Source organism: Pseudomonas sputi, from assembly GCF_021603585.1.
In the GTDB taxonomy this organism is placed as follows: domain Bacteria; phylum Pseudomonadota; class Gammaproteobacteria; order Pseudomonadales; family Pseudomonadaceae; genus Aquipseudomonas; species Aquipseudomonas sputi.
In genome coordinates, this window is the sequence record NZ_BQHI01000001.1 from 78,569 (window position 1) to 98,062 (window position 19,494).

The following is a 19,494-nucleotide window of genomic DNA, read 5'->3' on the forward strand; positions in this document are numbered from 1 at the left end:
CCTGCGATTGCGCGTAGGGTTAACCCGGCTCAACGGACTGGATGAAGCGTTATGCACACCCCTCGATTACTCGTCAGCCTCGCCGCGCTGCTGGTACTGGCCGGTTGCGCCGGTCAACGCAGCGAAGAACCGGCGCCGCGCCCGCCCGCCGAGGTCAAGGCGCAGATCGTGCGCTTGCTGCCGGCAAAAACCGTCGACCGCCCGGGCTGGGCCACTGACATCTACGCCGCGTTCGCCGCCCAGGGCATCAGCCCGACCACGCAGAATCTGTGTTCGGTGCTGGCCGTCACCGAGCAGGAGTCCACCTTTCAGGTCGATCCGCCGGTGCCCGGCCTGGGCAAGATCGCCCGCAACGAGATCGACCGGCGCGCCGCCAAGGTGCATATCCCGAGCCTGTTGGTCAGCGGCGCGTTGCAGGTGCGTTCGCCGAACGGCAAGACCTACAGCGAACGCCTGAGCGCCGCCCGCAGCGAAAAGGAATTGAGCGCGATTTTCGATGACTTCATCGGCTCGGTGCCGATGGGCCGTACGCTGTTCAGCGGTTTCAACCCGGTGCACACCGGCGGGCCGATGCAGGTCAGCATCGAATTCGCCGAGCAGCACGCCAAGGACTATCCGTACCCGGTGGACGGCACCATTCGTCGCGAGGTGTTCAGCCGTCGGGGCGGCATGTACTTCGGCATTGCCCATTTGCTGGGTTATCCGGTGAGTTATCGCGAACCGTTGTACCGCTTCGCCGACTTCAACGCCGGCTGGTACGCCAGTCGCAACGCGGCGTTTCAGAATGCGGTCAGCCGGGCGTCGGGGATTCCACTGGCGCTGGATGGCGACCTGATCCGCCCTGGCGCGATCATGCCCGGCAGCACTGAACTGGCGGTGCGCACCCTCGGCAAATCGCTGGGCATGCGCAATCCGGTGATCCGCGATCAACTGGAAAAGGGCGATAGCCTGGCCTTCGAGGAAACCAAACTGTATCAACGGGTCTTCGAACTGGCGGAGCGCGCCGAAGGCAAGTCACTGCCCCGTGCGGTGTTGCCTGGGATCGTGCTGCAGAGCCCGAAGATCACCCGCAAATTGACCACGGCATGGTTTGCCAAACGGGTCGACGAGCGTTATCGGCGCTGCATGGCCAAGGGCTGAGGACGATCAAAAAGGTATAAAAAAACCCGGCTGACGGGAGCCGGGTTTTTTCTGGGTTGTTGCGGTCACGCCATTCATTCAGGCAACGCGACGTTCGATCAGACGATCCGAGCCACCTTCGGCAACGCGACGTTCGATCAGTCGATCCGAACCACCTTCGGCAACGCGACGTTCGATCAGACGATCCGAACCACCTTCAGCGACGCGACGTTCGATCAGACGATCCGAGCCACCTTCGGCAACGCGACGTTCGATCAGACGATCCGAACCACCTTCGGCAACGCGACGTTCGATCAGGCGATCCGAACCACCTTCGGCGACGCGACGTTCGATCAGACGATCCGAGCCACCTTCAGCGACGCGACGTTCGATCAAACGATCCGAGCCACCTTCGGCGACGCGACGTTCGATCAGGCGATCCGAACCACCTTCGGCGATCAGGGTGTGGGCGGGTTTGGCGGCAAATGCGTTGAAGGCCAGAACCGAAAGGGCAATGCTGAGGATGACTTGGCGTTTCATGATTTTTGCTCCGGGGTGTTGTTTGTTTGGTATGGAGCCGATCTTACGCCCGGGATTTTTTAAGAGAACTTCATTGACGTGATGGTGAACATCGACGCCGATGATGGTTTGTCACAGCACCTTCACGGCGCGGCCAATCGCCTGGATCGGCCCGGTGGGTTTGCCGATCGGCGAGCCGTTGGCGCCTTCCAGCGTCAGCTCGAACAACTGGTTCGGTTGCAGCGGCGGCAGCTTGTCCAGCGGGATCGACAGCGCCTGTCCCGGTTTGACCAGCCCCAGCGACACCGGCCCCTGCCAGCCATCGGCCTTGGTCCAGAACTCCAGCGCCTTGTCGGCCGGCACCTCGACCACGCCCAGCGGAATCAACTGAATCTCCCGTGGACTGCTGGCCTGGATCACCCAGCCCGGGGCCTTGTCCTGCGGGGCAACCAGCACCACCAGATAGCTCGGTTTCGGTGTGGTCTGGGTCAACAGGATCGAGCCCAGCAACAAGGTCGCGGCCAGCCCGGCGGCGCTCAAACCGCGCCACAGTGACAGGCGGTTCCACCATGAAATCTCTGGCGTCCTCTTATGGGTGAGCTGCGTGACACTGCGTTCGATCCGTTGCCACAGCTGCGACGAGGGCTGATGCGCCGGGGCGAGGTCGGTCAGTTCCAGCAGACGCCGCTCCCAGGCATCCACGGCCGCTTGCAGATCGGGATCGTTGGGCAAGCGTCGCTGCACTTCGGCGCGTTCTTCGGCCGAGAGGGTGCCGAGCACGTATTCGCTGGCCAGTTCATCGCGTTCCTGCGCCGATTCGGTGGTCATCCCATGCACTCCCGCAACGCATTGAGGCTGCGTTTGATCCAGGCTTTGACGGTGCCCAGCGGCGTGTCGAGGCGTTGGGCGATCTGCGCGTGGCTGTAACCGTCGACGTAGGCGTGAAGGATGCAGCGGCGGCGTTGCGGTTCCAGTTGATGCAGGCAGCGGTGGATGCGCGCCGAATGGGCCTGTGCGTCGAATGCGTCATCGACGTGAAGTGCGTCGTCTTCGAGCAACGGCACTTCCCGGCCATGATCGCGCAACGCGTTCAGCGCCAGATGACGGGTCACGCTGAACATCCAGCCCCGGGCTGAACCGCGCGCCGGATCGAAACCCGCCGCGCCGGCCCAGATCTTGATGAATGCGTCGTGCACGATGTCTTCGGCCAGCGCCGTGTCACGCACCAGACGCCGGGCCACACCCAGCAGCCGCGGGCTTTCCTGCACATACAATTCGCGCAGGGCCCCGCCCTCGCCGCGGGCACAGGCGGCGAGGCGGGCTTCGTAATCAAACGCGGTTTCGGGTAATGGCATGTCCTGCAATCTAGCAAGCATCGGCCAAACGTCCAGTCAGGCTCAGTTCGCTGCCCAGAAAATGTAGTCGGCCTGGTACTTCACCACGGCCTGTTTACCCTTGTTTGCCGCCGTACATTCGCTGCCCGGCGCCACGCCGCCCTTGAGCGCGACGCGCTGGATGTAACTCACGCCGCTCATGGCGCCTTTGCCCTCGGCGGGGTTGGCCTTGACCAGTTGATAGGGCAGGTTGCCCGGGCTCGATGGCGCAACGGCCAATTGCGTGCCGGTGACTTTCGAACCGTCCTGCGCCTGCCAGGTGGCGGGCGGGCCGAAGTAGGTGCCGACCTGCTTGCCGCTGCGATCGTTGAGCACCGCTTTCGGGCCGACGAACGTCCACTCGGTCTGCCCGGCGGCATTGGCCTTGTCCCGGCATTCGTAGGTGATCTCGCCGACCCCGGTGGTTTCCATCGCGATCCTGTGGCCGTCCGGCACCTTGATCGCATCGGGATAACTGCTTTGGGCAAAGCTCGTCGAAGCAACCGTGAGCAAACCGGTGAGGCCAATCAGTTGGGTGATGTTCATCAGTGTTTCTCCGAAAAAGGGTAAACCGCTGACAGCCGAAAGTGGGCTGTTACAGGGACTACCCGCGACGGAGGCGTTTGGATGCAGTGGCCGGACAATAAATCTGAAAACACTGAAGATCAGATTGCTGTAACCCGCTCGCGCCCGGTTTTTGCCATTGCCAGGCCGGAGGCTTTCAGGAGTTCCTGGGTATAGGCATGCTGCGGCGCCGCAAAAATGTCCCGCGATGCTCCCTGTTCCACCACTTTGCCGTCCTTGATCACCATCAAGTCGTGCGCCAGCGCATGCACCACCGCCAGGTCATGACTGATGAACAGGTACGTCAAGCCATGGCGAATCTGCAGCTGCCGCAACAATTCCACCACCTGTTTCTGCACCGTGCGATCCAGCGCCGAGGTCGGTTCGTCCAGCAGAATCAGCGCCGGTTCCAGCACCAATGCGCGGGCGATGGAAATGCGCTGGCGCTGGCCGCCGGAAAATTCGTGGGGATAGCGATGGCGGCTCTGCGGGTCGAGGCCGACTTCCTCCAGCACGCGGATCACCGCCGCCTCTCGTTCCTCGGCCGTGCCGATACCGTGGGTCAGCAGGCCTTCGGCGATGATCTGTTGCACCGACATCCGTGGGCTGAGGCTGCCGAACGGGTCCTGGAACACCACCTGAATCTGCCGGCGCAAGGGGCGCATCAAGCGCTGGTTGAGCAGGCTCAAATGCTTGTTGCCGAAGCGGATATCGCCCTCCGATTCCACCAGTCGCAGAATCGCCTGGCCCAGCGTCGATTTGCCCGAGCCGGACTCGCCGACAATCCCCAGGGTCTTGCCCCGTTGCAGACGGAAACTCACGCCGTCCACGGCCTTGATGTATTGCCGGGTGCGGCTGAACAACGCCTTGGGCAGCGGGAACCAGACTTTCAGATCGTCCACCTCCAGCAGGTTGTGATCGTAGCGACTCGGCACCGGCGCACCCGACGGTTCGGCCTCGATCAGCAAGCGGCTGTAAGGATGCTGCGGTGCGCGGAACAGCGTTGCGCAATCGGCCTGTTCGACGATTTCCCCGTGGCGCATCACGCACACCCGTTGGGCGATGCGCCGCACCAGATTGAGGTCATGACTGATCAGCAGCAGCGACATGCCGAGGCGTTGCTGCAACTCGATCAGCAGCTCGAGAATCTTCTGCTGCACGGTCACATCCAGCGCGGTGGTCGGTTCATCGGCGATCAGCAATTGCGGTTCGTTGGCCAGCGCCATGGCGATCATCACCCGTTGCCGCTGACCGCCGGAGAGCTGGTGCGGATAGGCCTTCAAACGCTGCAACGGCTGGCGAATGCCGACCAGTTCCAGCAGCTCCAGCGTGCGCTGGCGCGCGGCGCGGCCCTTGAGTCCCTTGTGGATCTCCAGCACTTCGCTGATCTGCTTTTCCACCGTGTGCAACGGGTTCAGCGAGGTCATCGGCTCCTGGAAAATCATCGCGATGCGGTTGCCGCGCAAGCCGCGCAGTTGCTGTTCGCTGGCGTGCAACAGATCCACACCGTTATAGCGGATGCTGCCGCTGCTGCTGACGGTCTTGCCTGGCAGCAAACGCAGAATCGAATGGGCTGTCACCGACTTGCCCGAGCCGGATTCGCCGACCAGTGCCAGGCACTCGCCGCGGCGGATGTCGAGGTTCACGCCGTGCACCACTTCGTGCCCGGCGAAGGCGACGCGCAGGTCGCGGATTTCAATCAGGTTATCGCTCATTTCAGCTCCGGGGATCAGGATCGCGGGTCGAACGCGTCACGGCAGGCTTCGCCGATAAACACCAGCAGGGACAGAATCAGCGCCAGGGCAAAAAACGCCGTCAGCCCCAGCCACGGCGCTTGCAGATTGCGCTTGGCCTGGCCGATCAGTTCACCCAAGGATGCGGTGCCGGCGGGCATGCCGAAGCCGAGAAAATCCAGCGCGGTGAGGGTGGCAATGGCGCCGGTCAGAATGAACGGCAGGTAGGTGAGGGTGGAGGTCATCGCGTTGGGCAGAATGTGCCGGCGCATCAGCTCGCTGTCCGTCAGGCCCAGGGCCCGCGCGGCTTTGACGTACTCCAGGCTGCGCCCGCGCAGGAACTCGGCGCGCACCACATCCACCAGTGCCAGCCAGGAAAACAGCGCCATGATCCCCAGCAGCCACCAGAAACTCGGCGAGACGAACCCGGACAAAATGATCAGCAGGTACAGCACCGGCAATCCCGACCAGATCTCCAGCACCCGCTGCCCGAGCAAGTCGACCCAGCCGCCGTAATAACCCTGCAACGCTCCGGCGACGATGCCGACCAGCGCACTGACGGCGGTGAGGATCAGCGCGAACAGGATCGAAATCCGCGTGCCGAAAATCACCCGCGCCAACACATCCCGGGCCTGATCGTCGGTGCCCAGCCAGTTGCGCGAGGACGGCGGGCTCGGTGCCGGTTCCGTGAGGTCGTAATTGACCGTGTCGTAGCTGAACGGGATCGGCGGGAACAGCATCCAGCCGCCCTGATCCTCGATCAGTTTGTGCACGTAATTGCTGGCGTAATCCGGCTGGAACGGCAGCTCGCCGCCGAAATCGGTTTCCAGATAATCGCTGAGGATCGGGAAGTAGAAGGCGTTGTGGTAGCGGATCACCAGCGGCTTGTCGTTGGCGATCAGTTCGCCGCCGAGGCAGATCAGGCATAGCCCGATGAACAGCCACAGCGACCAGCGCCCGCGACGGTTGGCCTTGAATTGCGCGATGCGCCGCCGGCCCAGAGGGGAGAGTGTGAACATCAGGCAGTCCTCGCCGAGAAGTCGATGCGCGGGTCGAGCAGGGTGTAGCAGAGGTCGCCGATCAGCTTGATCAACAGGCCGAACAGGGTGAACAGAAACAGCGTGCCGAACACCACCGGGTAGTCCCGTGACACCGCCGCTTCGTAGCTCATGCGCCCGAGGCCGTCGAGGTTGAAGAGGGTTTCGATCAGCAGGGAGCCGGCAAAAAACACCTCTATCAAGGCCGACGGCACACCGGCCACCACCAACAGCATCGCGTTGCGAAACACATGGCCGTAAAGCACGCGCCTTTCGGTCAACCCCTTGGCGCGCGCGGTGATCACGTACTGGCGGCTGATCTCGTTGAGGAAGCTGTTCTTGGTCAGGATCGTCAGCGTCGCAAAACCGCCGATCACCAGCGCCGTCACCGGCAACACCAGGTGCCAGAGGTAGTCGCCGACCTTGCCCCACAGGCTCAGGCTGTCGAAGTGGTCCGAGACCAGCCCCTGCACCGGAAACCAGTTGACGTAGCTGCCCCCGGCGAACACCACGATCAACAGGATCGCGAACAGAAAGGCCGGCATCGCGTAACCGACGATGATCGCCGTGCTGCTCCAGACATCGAACGCGCTGCCGTTTTTGATTGCCTTGCGAATGCCCAGCGGGATCGAAATCAGGTAGGTGATCAAGGTCGCCCACAGGCCGAGGGACAGCGACACCGGCAGTTTCTGCACGATCAGGTCAGTGACTTTTGCACCGCGAAAGAAGCTGCTGCCCAGGTCCAGTTGCGCGTAGTTCTTGAGCATCAGCCACAGGCGTTCGTGCATCGGTTTGTCGAAGCCGTAGTGGTGCTTGATCTCTTCGATCAGCGCCGGGTCCAGGCCACGGCTGCTGCGCCCGGCACCGCCGATGGCGGTCACCTCGCTGGCGCCGCCCATGCTGTGCCCGCCGAAGCCTTGCAGGCGGGCAATGGCTTGTTCCACCGGGCCACCGGGCGCGGCCTGCACGATGACGAAGTTGACCACCAGAATGCACAGCAGCGTCGGGATGATCAGCAACAGCCGTCGACTCAGATAACGCCACATGTCACTGGCCCCCCGCGAGCTGGCGCAGGGCGCTCATCTGCTGGTTGGTCAGCGGCTTGGCCGAGACCTCCCACCAGGTGTCGAGGCCTTCGCTGTAGATCGGCTGCACCGCCGGCCTGCCGAAGCGGTTCTGAAACACCGTCGGCGTGCCTTTGGAGTAGTAGTTGGGAATCATGTAGTCACCCCATTGCAGCACCCGGTCGAGGGCGCGGGCGTAACGCACCATGGCGTCGCGGGTATTGGCCTGGACCAGGCCGTCGATCAGCCGGTCCACCGCAGGATCGGCCAGCACCATCGAGTTGGAACTGCCGACCTGGGTCGCGCTTTGCGAGGCATACAGGCTGTACAACTCGCGGCCCGGCGAGACGATCGGATCGCCGCTGCGGGGGAAACTGGTGACGATCATGTCGTAGTCCCGGGCGTTGAGCCGGTTGATGTACTGCGCCGAATCGATGCGCCGCAGATTCAGGGTGATGCCGATCTGCGCCAGGGTGCGCTTGTACGGCAGCAGCATGCGGTCGAAGCCGCCCTGGCCGTCGAGGAAGGTGAATTCGAGCGGCTCGCCGGCAGCGTTTACCAAGCGGTTGTGCTTCGGCGTCCATCCGGCCTCGGCCAGCAGTTTCAGGGCCTGCAGCTGTTTGTCGCGGATGTAGCCGCTGCCATCGGTTTTCGGTGCCTGATAAACCTGGGTGAAGACCTCGTCCGGGATCTGTCCGCGCAGCGGTTCAAGGATTGCCCGCTCCGCTGCGTCGGGCAGGGCGGTGGCGGCCATTTCACTTTTTGGCCAGTAGCTGTTCTGGCGCACGTAGAAGCCGCGCATCATCTGTTTGTTGGTCCACTCGAAATCCCACAGCAGGCTCAGCGCCTGGCGCACGCGGCGGTCCTTGAACAGCGGGTTCTGCAGATTGAACACAAAACCCTGAGCGCTGGTCGGTTTGTCCGGGGCGAGAATCGCTTGTTGCAGACGGCCGTCGCGCAGGGCCGGGCTGTCGTAGCCGACCACGTAGCCGGACGAGGAAAACTCGCGGTTGTAGTCGAACGCGCCGGCCTGCAGCAGTTGCCGGGCGACGTCGGTGTCGCCGTAGAAATTCACGGTCAGGCTGTCGAAGTTGTACATCCCGCGACTGACCGGCAGGTCTTTGCCCCACCAGTGCGGATCTCTCTGAAAACTGATGCTGCGTCCCGCGTCGACCTTGCTCACCCGGTACGGGCCGCTGCCCAACGGGGGTTCGAAACCGCCGCCGTTGGCGAAGTCGCGGGTCTTCCACCAGTGCTCGGGCACCGGTCGCAGCGACGCCAGATCCAGCGCCAGGGTGCGGTTGAGGTTGTTCTTGAAGGTGAAGCGAATCTGCCGCGGGCCTTCGATCAGCACGTCCTGCACGTCGGCGTATTGCTGGCGATAACTCAGGCTGCCCTTGGTCATCAACAGCTCGAAGGTGTAGCGCACGTCTTCGGCGGTGATCGGTGTGCCGTCGGCGAAACGCGCCTCGGGGTTCAGGTTGAAACGCACCCACAGGCCGCCGGGATCGCGCTCCATGGATTGCGCCACCAGACCGTAGACGGTGTAGGGCTCGTCCAGCGAGCGGAACGCCAGCGGCGAATACACCCAGTCGTTGACCTGCACCACGGAAATGCCCTGATCGGCATACGGGGTGATGTAGTTGTACTGCCCGATCTCCATCGAAGCGCGGCTGAGCGAGCCGCCCTTCGGTGCGTCGGGATTGACGAAGTCGAAGTGCCGGAAACCGGCGGGGTATTTCGGCGCTTCGCCGTACACCGTCATCGCGTAGCTGCCGCCGGCCAGCGCCGATGCCGCGTTGCACAGCAGCGCACCGCCGAGCAGCAGGCCGGCCATGTTGCGCATGAATGTCATGAAGTCGTTCCTCTGAGCCGGAAAAGCCCGGAGCGGCGGCAGGCCGCTGCGGGATGCGAATTCGCAAGGGGAAGGGGCCGGCCGGAGTCTTGCGCGGCCCCGACCGGGACTCAGAAGTGGTACGTCATGCGCGCAAACAGCGTGCGGCCCAGCGGGTCGGTGTAGCGCGGGTCATAACCGCTCTGGAAGTTGTAGGCCTGGTTGGAGAACGGCGGATCGCGGTCGAACAGGTTCTTCACCCCGGCATCCACGTCCAGCACCTTGTCGAAGGTGTACCCGGCCGACAGGTCCCACACCGAATACGACGCGACCCGCGCGTTGGTCTCGCGGTCGTAGTCGTTATAGCCGGTGGTGAAACGGTTGGTCAGCGCCGCGCGGGCGGCGCCGAAGGTCCAGGAACCGGTCAGGTTGTGTTTCCAGCGGGCAATCACCCCGTCACCCTTGAAGTCACCGACCTTGTCGGTGAACGGGCCCTTGATGGTGCTCTGGAAGTCGTACTCGTCGACATAAGTGCCTTGCAGGCCCAGACCGAACTGACCGTACGGCGTATTCGGAAAGCGATAGTCCAGCGACACATCGACGCCGTTGGTTTCGACGATGCCCAGGTTGGCGTTGCCGGTGACGATGTAGTTGAGCGTGCCGTCGGCGTTGCGCACGAAACGGTCGGGGTAGCTGCCGGCCTGATCGAACACGGTGGATTCCGGGAACGGCTGGATCTGGTTGGAGATGTGAATCCACCAGAAATCCAGGCCCACGGACAGGTTGCTGACCGGCTGATAGACAAAGCCCAGCGTCACGTTGCGTGCTTTCTCCGGGGCCAGGTCTTCGTTGCCGCCGATCTGGTTGAGGAACTGCTGACCGCAATCGCGCCCGCCGTTGCCGCCCGGTTGCACCACGCCGCCGGTACACAGCACCGGGTCGTTGTAGTAGCCCTGGGTGTAGGTGATGCTGCGCGGCGAATACAACTCATACAGCGACGGCGCGCGGAAGCCTTCGCTGTAGGCGCCGCGGACCACCAGCTCCTTGAGCGGCTGATAACGGAACGAGTATTTCGGGTTGGTGGTGCTGCCGAAGTCGCTGTATTTGTCGTGACGCACAGCGGCGGACAATTCCAGGCTGTCGAGCACCGGCACGTTGATTTCCGCGTAGGCGGCTTTCACGCTGCGATCGCCCTCGACACTGCCGGCCGGATCGATCCCCAGGCTCTGGATATCGCCGGCAAAGGCTTCGAAGTCCTGGTGGAATTTCTCTTTGCGGTACTCGCCGCCCAGGGCCAGGCCCGACGGGCCGGCACCGAACCAGTCACCGATTTCGCGGCTGATTCGCCCGTCGAAACCGGCGACCCGACCGACCGCCGTGGAATAGGCGCCGTGGTACATGGCCTGATCGATGTACTGCTGACCGGCGCTGGTCTGTGGGCCGAACGGGTTGAGCAGGCCGCTGGCCAGGCCGTCGATCATCGCCTGATCGCTGACGTAGCCGCTGGTGACGCTGGAGACGATCTTGTTCTGGTTGTACGAGGCGCCGACGTTGTAGTCCCAGCCACCGACCAGACCGTCGAAGCTCAGCAGAAAGCGCTGGCTGGTGTTCTGGTCTTTCGATTCACGCGGGCCGGCGGCGGTCTCGCGCCAGTTCACGTCCACCGGTTGCGTCGGGTCGAGGGCGAAATCGGTGGGCGCCGGGGTGATGCCGTTGCCGGGGTAGTAGGGCGAGGACGAGTCCAGGCTCAGGCCGGTCAATGGCGCCGGGCCGACGGCGGTGGCGTTGTTGTTGCGCGACCAGAAGTATTCGAGATTGACGTTGTGGTCGTCGGCCAGTTTGCCGGTGGTCTTGCCGAAGAACGAAGTCTTCTCGGTCTGCGGCACCAGGTCGATGAATTCCCGGGTACTGAAGCGGCAGAGGCCGTCGCGGGCCACCAGGTTGGGGCCGTTGCAATTGCTGTTGGCCAGCGGGTTGGTGGCGTTGCCGTTCTGGCTGTAGTTGCCGGGGAACGCGGTGCCGGAGGTCTGGTCCAGGCCCCGGCCGGGCACGTAGTCACGGGCAAAGGAGCGGTCGTTGGCGTCGAGGTTCTGCTGCTTGTTGTAGTTGAACACGCCGAGCACGTTGAAGCGGTCCTGCTCCAGATCGCCGTAGCCCCAGCTGGCGCTCATGTCCTTGGTCGCACCGCCGCCGCTGTGGGTCGGGGTTTCGCCGCCGAGGGTGAGCTGGCCGTCGGTCATGGATTTTTTGGTGATGAAGTTGATCACACCGCCGATGGCGTCGGTGCCGTACAGGGCCGAGGCGCCGTCGCGCAGCACTTCCACGCGCTCGATCGCGGCAAACGGGATCATGTTCAGATCCACCGCACCGCCGGCCGAGTTGGTGCCCGACAGGGCGTTGTTGGCCAGCCGGCGACCGTTGAGCAGCACCAGCGTCTTGTTCGCGCCGATGCCGCGCATGTCGGCGAAGGAGGCGCCGCCGGTGGCCGCGCCGACCGAGCCTGCGCTGTTGTTGATCGACTGGCTGCCGGTGATGCGCTGCACCAGTTCGGCGGTGGTGGTCACGCCCTGTTTGCGCAGTTCATCGGCCTTGAGCACGGTGATCGGCACCGCGGTTTCCGCGTCGACCCGACGGATCGCCGAGCCGGTCACTTCGACCCGTTGCAGTTGCGTGGTCGGCGCGACCACCGCCGCAGCGGCCGGGACGCTGTTGTCGTCCTCGGCGGCCTGAACCCCGGTGCCCATCCCCATGGCCACCAGGTACAACGGAACGAAACGGTGGCGGGAAATCGTCGCCACCAAGGGTTTGAGCGTGAAGCGTGGAGTGTTCATCAGCATGGTTGTTTCCGACTTTGTTAGACGTTTATCGAAATGGCCTTGTGAGCCCTCTTTGCACGGAGCACGGTGGTGCCGCGCCGCGAAAACCACTTTCTTCAAGCAAGCCGATCCCCTCCGAAGACGCGCTGCGTTTTTTCGGTCGGCCGATTGCGACGGGATTCAACAAACGGTGCCGAGCGCGTCCCTCACAGCGCGCCCGGCACCGCCGTCAGCGGGTGGTCATCACCGATATCTTGGTGATGCCCGAGCGCTCGATGGACGCCATGGCTTTGGCCACCTGGCCGTAATTCACGGCGGAGTCGGCCTGCAGCTGCACGCGGACGTCGGCGTCCCTGGCCTTGACCTCCTTGAGGCTGGCCTCCAGTGATTCCGGCGCCAGCTCGGTCTTGGCCAGGAAGAACTTGCCGTCCTGATCGACGCTGACCACCACCGGGTCCTTCTTTTCGGCGGGGGCGACGGCATCGGTTTTCGGCAGGTTGACCTTGATCGCGTTGGTCATCAGTGGCGCGGTGACGATGAACACCACCAGCAGCACGAGCATCACGTCCACCAGCGGCGTGACGTTCATTTCGCTGAGCACTTCATCGCTGTCTTGAGTGGAAAAGGACATCAGCTGGCCTCCCGCACGGCGGCCGTGGACTTGGCGATGGCCTGGCGGCTGATGGAAAACGCGCTGCGCGAGGCGAGTGCGTCGAAGTCGTGGGCGAAGTCATCCATGTCCGCCGAGGCCAGCTTCAGGCGGCGCAGGAAGAGGTTGTAAATCAGCACCGCCGGCACCGCGACGGCAATCCCCACGCCGGTCGCGATCAGCGCGTGGCCGATGGGCCCGGCCACGGTTTCCAGGCTGGCCGAACCGCTGGCACCGATGCTTTGCAGCGCCTCCATGATTCCCCACACGGTGCCGAACAGGCCAATGAACGGCGCGGTGCTGCCGATACTGGCGAGGATCGCCTGGCCGTTTTCCAGCGAGCGGCGTTCCTTCTGGATCTGCTGGCGCAGGTTGCGTTCCAGTCGGTCGGAGCGGTTGATGGTGTGCGCCAGTTGCTGGGTGGTGCGAGGGGATTCTTCCACCAGCAAGGCTTCGAAACCGCTGCTGGCGATCCGCGCCAGCGAGCCCGGATACTGGCTGGCGTGTTCGGCGGCGGTGAGCAGGTCCGGCGCGCCCCAGAAGGCTTTGCTGAACTGCTTGTTCTGGGTTTTCTGGCGCAGGTATTGCGCCGACTTGACCAGCAGGATCGCCCAGCTGACCACGGAAAACAGCACCAGCCCCCAGAGCACGCCGGGGACAATCATCGAAGACAGAGAATCGTTCATGGCTACACCTCGCTTGCGTTAATCGGTTGTGAGTTCGGTTGTCGTGCCGTCATTGCGGCAATTTGAAATCGATGGTCTGGGTGGCGAAGCCGTCGATCGGTGTGTCGCCGCGTTTGGCCGGAATGAACTTCCAGGCCTTCACCGCTGCGACCGCCGCGTCATCCAGTTGCGGCTTGCCGCTGGACTTGGTCACCGTCACCGAACCGGCGCGACCGTTGGCCAGCACCTGAATCCGCAGCACCACGCTGCCTTCCCAGTTGCGCCGCAGGGCCAGCGACGGGTATTCCGGTGGCGGGTTGCCCAGGCTGGCGAGGCCGGAAATCGCCGCCGACTCTTTCACCGGGCCCGGTGCCGCAGCAGGTGCCGGTGGCGCTCTCGGGGTGGCCGGGGCAGCAGGTGCAGCCGGTGGCGCAGGGGCGGGCGGCGCTTTCGGCGGCTCGACCTTTTTCACCGGTTTGGGTTTCTCGACCGGTTTCGGTTTTTCGATCGGCTTGGGTTTTTCCACCGGTTTGGGCGGTGGCTTGACCGCGTCCTCGTCTTCCACCGGTTGTTCCGGTTCGGGAGGGGGCGGCGGTGGGGGCGGCGGCTCCGGTGTTGGCGGCGCCGGAGGTGTCGGGCTGGTGAGCTCGACGGTCATTTCCGGAATTTCCGGTGGCGTGGGCAGCGGCTCGGCCCTGGCCTGCTGGAAAAACCACCAGGCGCCGCCGTGTATCAGCGCCGACACCGCCACCAGCAACAGCATCTGCTGCTTGTTCAGGCCGCCGGGCTGAGACGTGTTGGCCTGATAGACGGGCCGACCCGCCACCGACGCAAGCGCTGCGTTCGGTACTGGCCCCGGCGGCGTTCTGTGCTTTACCGCATCGTTCATTAAAGCTCCCTCGGGTGGATGAAGGGCAATAAAGTGCCGTTCGAACAACACAGCGTTGTTCGAGTGAGTGGTCGCAACTTTCATACGGGTGTGCAGAAGCCGATAGTTGAACTATCTATTGAACAGGGCTTGTGCAGCGTGTTGCTTCAGTAATGCCGACTTCGATGGTTCATTGATCCGGTCCGTGGCTGTTCTTTTATTAGTGAGTGTGCAATTGAGTGGCGAACATCATTCGTGCCCTCATGGTGGATGCAATAGCAACCGCTGTGCCAAAGAGTGACCAAATGTGTATCGGTTATTTCACGGATGATACGTATGTCGCATTTATATAAGTTTCATCAGGCACGCCGCTTTTCATGGGCGCATAACCGCCCGACGGCCCTGTTTACAGGGCTTTTTTCAGGGCGAGACAGGCTTCGCGCGGTATCGCGCTGTTCAGCGAGATAGAGCGGCTGTTCTCGTGTCGGCCAGGACGCGTGATGGTGCGTGGCGGACTGATTTGGTGCGAGTCAGTGTTTTAGCGGGCCACAGGCGATGTTCCTTGTTCTTGTCTAAATAAAGTCGGTCATTGCGCTGGATCGGTTTATTGACTTCAAGTGCAGTTTTGGTGCGCTTCGGGCATTAACGTCGTACAGCGAAAGTTGTATGGGTGTGCTGCCTGAAAGTTATTGTCGAACAATGTGTTGTTGCATTCATTAATGCAGCGCGCACGCAATGACTGCTTGCGTGCTATTTAAAAAATAAATAGTGCAGGCGTTCAGGTAATAAAAGGAATGCACGGACTGTTCGCAGGACGAACAGGGCGCAGGTACAGGGACACAGAGAGAAGAGTGTGGCGCAGCCGATGAAGATTCACGCGGTGAACTCCTTGTTGCCAGCTCGGATACGCGAACTTTTGGTTCGGTATCGCACCTTACAAGAACGCGGATAGCGTTCGCTGATTGCTCTTGGTGCGGGATGGGCACCGCCAGCGCTGTTTTGCGAGATCAGGGATTCGCAAGCTGCCGATGAATGCGCAATCCGTGCCAAATTCGATACAACAGCTATAAATAGGGCCAGGCGGGATGCCTTTCGCAGTGGAGGAGGGGATATGTATCAGCTCTACGGACACCGCAATTCAGGGGCGGCCGCCATCGAGGCGGCGCTCGAGTTGTGCCAGGTGGCTTACCGCTTCATTGATATCGAGGCCAGCGCGGAAGCAGCGCAGGAGCTGGCGCGGCTCAACCCGCTCAAACAGATCCCGACCCTGCAACTGCCGGACGGCAGTGCAATCACCGAAAGTGCGGCGATCCTGATTCATCTGGGGCTGAGCTTCCCGCAATCCGGCCTGCTGCCGGCCAACGGCGCTGACCGCGATCAGGCGATTCGCGGGCTGGTGTACATCGTCAGCAATTGCTATGCGGCCATCGGCATCATTGATTACCCCGAACGCTGGCTGGTGATGCCGGACGAGGCTTCGCGACAGAATCTGATGGCGGGTGCACGGGAACGCCTGCACTGGAGCTGGGAGGTGTTTGCCGACCAGTTCTCGGCCGAGCTGTACCTGGACGATGAAACACCGGGGGCGCTGGATGTGCTGGCAGCGGTGGTCACGCGCTGGGCCGGTGCCCGCGAACACCTGGGCCAGGCCCGACCCGGTTTCCATGCATGGCTGCTGCGCATCGACCGACACCCGGTGCTGGCGCCGGTCTTTGCGCGGCATTGGCCTGCCTGAGTCTTCGGCTGAATGGCTGCTCGTCTGATCGTTCCCACGCGGAGCGTGGGAACGATCAACGATCAGGGTGGGGCATTACTCCCCGCGGATGTACTGCTCCAGCTGTTTGATCAGCTCGGCCTGTTCGGCAATCGCTTCCTTGACCAGGTCGCCGATCGACAGCAGGCCGATCAGCTTGCCGTTCTCCACCACCGGCAAGTGACGCAGGCGTTTGTCGGACATGATGCCAAGGCAAGTGTCGACGGTCTGGTGAGTGTCCACCGTGATCACGTTCGCCACCATGATGTCGCGCACCGGCGTACCCACCGATGAGCGCCCGTGCAGCACCAGTTTGCGCGCGTAATCGCGCTCGCTGATGATGCCCACCACGTTGTCGTCTTCCACCACGAGCAAGGCGCCGACGTTTTTTTCGGCCATTTTCATCAGCGCTTCGAGCACCATGTGATCGGGCTTGATCTGGTGCACTTCCTGATTTTTTGGATCTTTGAGCTTGAGCAGTTGGGCGACGGTTTTCATGGCGGTTACTCAGGTGTTGTCGTTGTTCTCCAAGCATCGTAGACGCAGGCGCGCAGGGCAAGGCCGCAAAACGGCAGATAACACGCAAAAAACGTCATTTGACCGGATTTTTCATGGCGTGGCCGGTGTCACCGGTTGCGGCAATGCCGCGTAGAATGCCCGTCTGAATCAATTCCCGAGGTTGCAGTGGTGGATTTACAGCAGGGCTTCGTCCTGACCCGGCATTGGCGCGACACCCCGGCCGGCACCGAAGTCGAGTTCTGGCTGGCGACCGACGCCGGGCCGCGCCGTGTGCGATTGCCGCATCAGCCGTCGGTGGCGTTCATCCCGGCGGCGCAGCGCGAGCAGGCCGAGCGGGTGCTGGCGGACGAAAAGAACGTCGAACTGCGCCCCCTGGCCTTGCTGGATTTCGAGCATCGCCCGGTGCTCGGGCTGTATTGCCAGCAGCATGGTCAGTTGATGCGTCTGGAAACCGCGCTCAACCGTCACAGTGTCGACGTCTTCGAAGCCGACGTGCGACCGCCCGAGCGTTACCTGATGGAGCGGTTCATCACCGCGCCCGTCTGGTTCAGCGGCACGCACGCTGCCGATGGCGTGCTGCTCGACGCCCACCTCAAGCCGGCGCCCGACTATCGTCCGCAACTGCGGCTGGTCTCGCTGGACATCGAAACCACTGAGCAGGGCGAGTTGTATTCCATCGCGCTGGAAGGTTGCGGCGAACGCCAGGTGTACATGCTCGGCGCACCGAATGGCGATGCCAGCATCGTCGATTTCGACCTCGAGTACTGCGAGTCGCGCACCCTGATCCTGAAGAAGCTCAACGACTGGTTCGCCCAACACGACCCCGACGCGATCATCGGCTGGAACCTTGTGCAGTTCGATTTGCGCATCCTTCACGAACACGCCCGGCGCCTCGGCGTGCCGCTCAAGCTCGGGCGCGGCGGCGAGCAAATGCAGTGGCGCGAACACGGCAGCCGCAATCACTACTTCGCGGCAGCGGCAGGAAGGCTGATCATCGACGGCATCGAATCCCTGCGTTCGGCGACCTGGAACTTCCCGTCGTTCAGTCTGGAAAACGTCGCCCAGACCCTGCTCGGCGAAGGCAAATCGATCGACAACCCGTACCAGCGCATGGACGAGATCAACCGCATGTTCGCCGAGGACAAACCGGCGCTGGCCAAGTACAACCTCAGGGACTGCGAGCTGGTCACACGGATCTTCGCCAGGACTGAGTTACTCAAATTCTTGCTCGAGCGCGCCAGCGTCACCGGCCTGCCGGCGGATCGCAGCGGCGGCTCGGTGGCGGCGTTCACCCATTTGTACATGCCGTTGATGCATCGCCAGGGCTTTGTGGCGCCGAACCTTGGCACCCATCCTCCGCAGGCCAGCCCCGGCGGGTTTGTCATGGACTCGCAACCGGGGCTGTACGAATCGGTGCTGGTGCTCGACTACAAGAGCCTTTACCCGTCGATCATTCGTACCTTTCTGATTGACCCGGTGGGGTTGATCGAAGGCTTGCAGCATCCGGATGACAGCGACTCGGTGCCGGGCTTTCGCGGCGCTCGTTTCTCCCGCACCCGGCATTGCCTGCCGTCCATCGTCGCCCGGGTCGCCGAGGGGCGCGAGACCGCCAAGCGCGAACACAACGCGCCGTTGTCCCAAGCACTGAAGATCATCATGAACGCCTTCTACGGCGTGCTCGGTTCAAGCGGTTGCCGGTTTTTCGATACGCGGCTGGCGTCATCGATCACCCTGCGCGGCCACGAAATCATGTTGCGCACCCGGCAGTTGATCGAGGCTCAGGGCCACGCGGTGATCTATGGCGATACCGATTCGACCTTCGTCTGGCTGCGTCGCCCCCACGGTCAGGAAGAAGCGGCGACCATCGGCCGAGCGCTGGTGCAGCACGTCAACGATTGGTGGCGCGAGCATGTGCGTGACCAGTACGGGCTGGAAAGCGCCCTCGAACTGCAGTTCGAAACCCACTACAAACGCTTCCTGATGCCGACCATCCGTGGCGCCGAAGAGGGCAGCAAAAAGCGCTACGCCGGTCTGGTGACCCGTGCCGACGGCAGCGAAGAAATGGTCTACAAAGGCCTGGAAACCGTGCGCACCGACTGGTCGCTGCTGGCCCGGCAATTCCAGCAGGAACTGTACGAGCGGATCTTTCAGCGCAAGCCGTATCAGGATTACGTGCGCGAGTACGTGCGCAAGACCCTGGCCGGCGAGTTCGACGAGCGACTGGTCTACCGCAAGCGTCTGCGCCGCACCCTCGACGATTACGAACGCAACGTGCCGCCCCACGTGCGCGCCGCACGGCTGGCGGACGATTACAACGCGCAGCACGGTCGCCCGCGGCAATACCAGAACGGCGGCTGGATCAGCTACGTCATTACCCTGGCCGGGCCCGAGCCACTGGAAGTGCGCCGCGCGGCCATCGACTACGACCACTACATCACCCGCCAGCTGCAACCGGTGGCGGATGCGATCCTGCCGTTTGTCGACGACGATTTCTCAACCCTGATCGGGGGGCAACTGGGCCTGTTTTGAGTCCAGCAGCTGCAGGGTCCATTCGTCCAGAATGCCGTGAAAGTAACGCTCCAGCGCTTGATGCCAGAGGCTGTCGTCGTCAGCGAACTGGGCGAACAGGGTCATCGACGAGTGGAATTTCAGGTCGTCCGGATGGCCGAAAATCTCGGCAATCGAACGCTGCCGCACATTCAGCACCAGTTGTGTGCAGGTCCGCAGGCGGGCGCCGAGCAGCGGGTGGTCGAGGTAGGCGCGGGTTTCCGGTGCCGAATTGATCGCGAACCGCCGCGACATCTCGCTGCCGCCGAGCCCGGCGAACTGCGGGAACACGAACCACATCCAGTGGCTGCGCTTGCGGCCTTCGCCGAGTTCGTGCTGGACCCGATCAAACACCGGGTCCTGGGCAAGCACGAAGCGTTGCAGGTTGAATGGATCGTCCTGATCAGTGCTTCTCATGGCGAAGCCCCCTGTCA

17 protein-coding genes are annotated in these 19,494 nt (G+C 62.9%); 3 read left to right on the forward strand and 14 right to left on the reverse strand.

What is annotated here, in order from left to right:
• Positions 1-51: 51 nt before the first annotated feature.
• Complete coding sequence (locus tag L6D81_RS00340) at positions 52-1,140, forward strand: DUF1615 domain-containing protein (RefSeq protein WP_236177359.1); 1,089 nt, start codon at positions 52-54, stop codon at positions 1,138-1,140.
• Between the two features lie 78 nt (positions 1,141-1,218).
• On the opposite strand, the gene L6D81_RS00345 is transcribed toward L6D81_RS00340, so the two are convergent.
• From L6D81_RS00345 to L6D81_RS00400, 12 genes are all read right to left on the reverse strand, one after another.
• On the reverse strand, positions 1,219-1,659 hold the full coding sequence (locus L6D81_RS00345; protein WP_236177361.1) for a phage infection protein: 441 nt from the start codon (positions 1,657-1,659) through the stop codon (positions 1,219-1,221).
• Between the two features lie 111 nt (positions 1,660-1,770).
• The gene (locus L6D81_RS00350) at positions 1,771-2,466 is read right to left on the reverse strand and encodes an anti-sigma factor (protein WP_236177363.1); all 696 of its coding nucleotides are present in this window, start codon (positions 2,464-2,466) and stop codon (positions 1,771-1,773) included.
• Positions 2,463-2,993, reverse strand: coding sequence for a sigma-70 family RNA polymerase sigma factor (locus L6D81_RS00355; protein ID WP_236177365.1), 531 nt, complete (start codon positions 2,991-2,993; stop codon positions 2,463-2,465). Before L6D81_RS00355 ends, L6D81_RS00350 begins: the two co-directional genes overlap by 4 nt.
• 42 nt (positions 2,994-3,035) lie before the next feature.
• Complete coding sequence (locus L6D81_RS00360) at positions 3,036-3,557, reverse strand: DUF3455 domain-containing protein (protein ID WP_236177367.1); 522 nt, start codon at positions 3,555-3,557, stop codon at positions 3,036-3,038.
• Positions 3,558-3,676: 119 nt separating this feature from the next.
• Positions 3,677-5,290, reverse strand: a complete 1,614-nt coding sequence (locus L6D81_RS00365) for an ABC transporter ATP-binding protein (RefSeq protein WP_236177369.1) — start codon at positions 5,288-5,290, stop codon at positions 3,677-3,679.
• Positions 5,291-5,304: 14 nt separating this feature from the next.
• Positions 5,305-6,327 (reverse strand): ABC transporter permease, encoded by a 1,023-nt coding sequence (locus tag L6D81_RS00370; RefSeq protein ID WP_236177371.1) that lies wholly within the window; start codon positions 6,325-6,327, stop codon positions 5,305-5,307.
• Entirely contained in the window at positions 6,327-7,391 is a 1,065-nt protein-coding gene (locus L6D81_RS00375; protein ID WP_236177373.1) for a microcin C ABC transporter permease YejB, read from the reverse strand. The genes L6D81_RS00370 and L6D81_RS00375 overlap by 1 nt, the downstream gene beginning before the upstream one ends.
• Position 7,392: 1 nt before the next feature.
• On the reverse strand, positions 7,393-9,264 hold the full coding sequence (locus L6D81_RS00380; RefSeq protein WP_236177374.1) for an extracellular solute-binding protein: 1,872 nt from the start codon (positions 9,262-9,264) through the stop codon (positions 7,393-7,395).
• A 110-nt stretch (positions 9,265-9,374) separates the two neighbouring features.
• Positions 9,375-12,080, reverse strand: coding sequence for a TonB-dependent receptor (locus L6D81_RS00385; protein ID WP_236177376.1), 2,706 nt, complete (start codon positions 12,078-12,080; stop codon positions 9,375-9,377).
• 208 nt (positions 12,081-12,288) lie between these two features.
• Positions 12,289-12,690 (reverse strand): ExbD/TolR family protein, encoded by a 402-nt coding sequence (locus L6D81_RS00390; RefSeq protein WP_236177378.1) that lies wholly within the window; start codon positions 12,688-12,690, stop codon positions 12,289-12,291.
• Positions 12,690-13,394, reverse strand: a complete 705-nt coding sequence (locus tag L6D81_RS00395) for a MotA/TolQ/ExbB proton channel family protein (protein WP_236177379.1) — start codon at positions 13,392-13,394, stop codon at positions 12,690-12,692. Before L6D81_RS00395 ends, L6D81_RS00390 begins: the two co-directional genes overlap by 1 nt.
• Positions 13,395-13,443: 49 nt before the next feature.
• Positions 13,444-14,262, reverse strand: a complete 819-nt coding sequence (locus tag L6D81_RS00400) for a TonB family protein (protein ID WP_236177381.1) — start codon at positions 14,260-14,262, stop codon at positions 13,444-13,446.
• A 1,090-nt stretch (positions 14,263-15,352) separates the two neighbouring features.
• On the opposite strand from L6D81_RS00400, the gene L6D81_RS00405 reads away from it, so the two are divergent.
• Complete coding sequence (locus L6D81_RS00405; RefSeq protein ID WP_236177383.1) at positions 15,353-15,976, forward strand: glutathione S-transferase N-terminal domain-containing protein; 624 nt, start codon at positions 15,353-15,355, stop codon at positions 15,974-15,976.
• Positions 15,977-16,051: 75 nt separating this feature from the next.
• Here the strand turns inward: L6D81_RS00405 and L6D81_RS00410 are convergent, their stop codons facing one another.
• Positions 16,052-16,492 carry a CBS domain-containing protein gene (locus L6D81_RS00410; protein WP_011335068.1) on the reverse strand — a complete coding sequence of 147 codons (441 nt, stop codon included), beginning with the start codon at positions 16,490-16,492 and terminating at the stop codon, positions 16,052-16,054.
• A 189-nt stretch (positions 16,493-16,681) separates the two neighbouring features.
• On the opposite strand from L6D81_RS00410, the gene L6D81_RS00415 reads away from it, so the two are divergent.
• Positions 16,682-19,042: a DNA polymerase II gene (locus L6D81_RS00415; RefSeq protein ID WP_236177385.1), complete on the forward strand. Its 2,361-nt coding sequence runs from the start codon at positions 16,682-16,684 to the stop codon at positions 19,040-19,042.
• Here the strand turns inward: L6D81_RS00415 and L6D81_RS00420 are convergent.
• Positions 19,007-19,477, reverse strand: coding sequence for a DUF1810 domain-containing protein (locus L6D81_RS00420; RefSeq protein ID WP_236177387.1), 471 nt, complete (start codon positions 19,475-19,477; stop codon positions 19,007-19,009). The genes L6D81_RS00415 and L6D81_RS00420 overlap by 36 nt on opposite strands.
• Between the last annotated feature and the right edge of the window lie 17 nt (positions 19,478-19,494).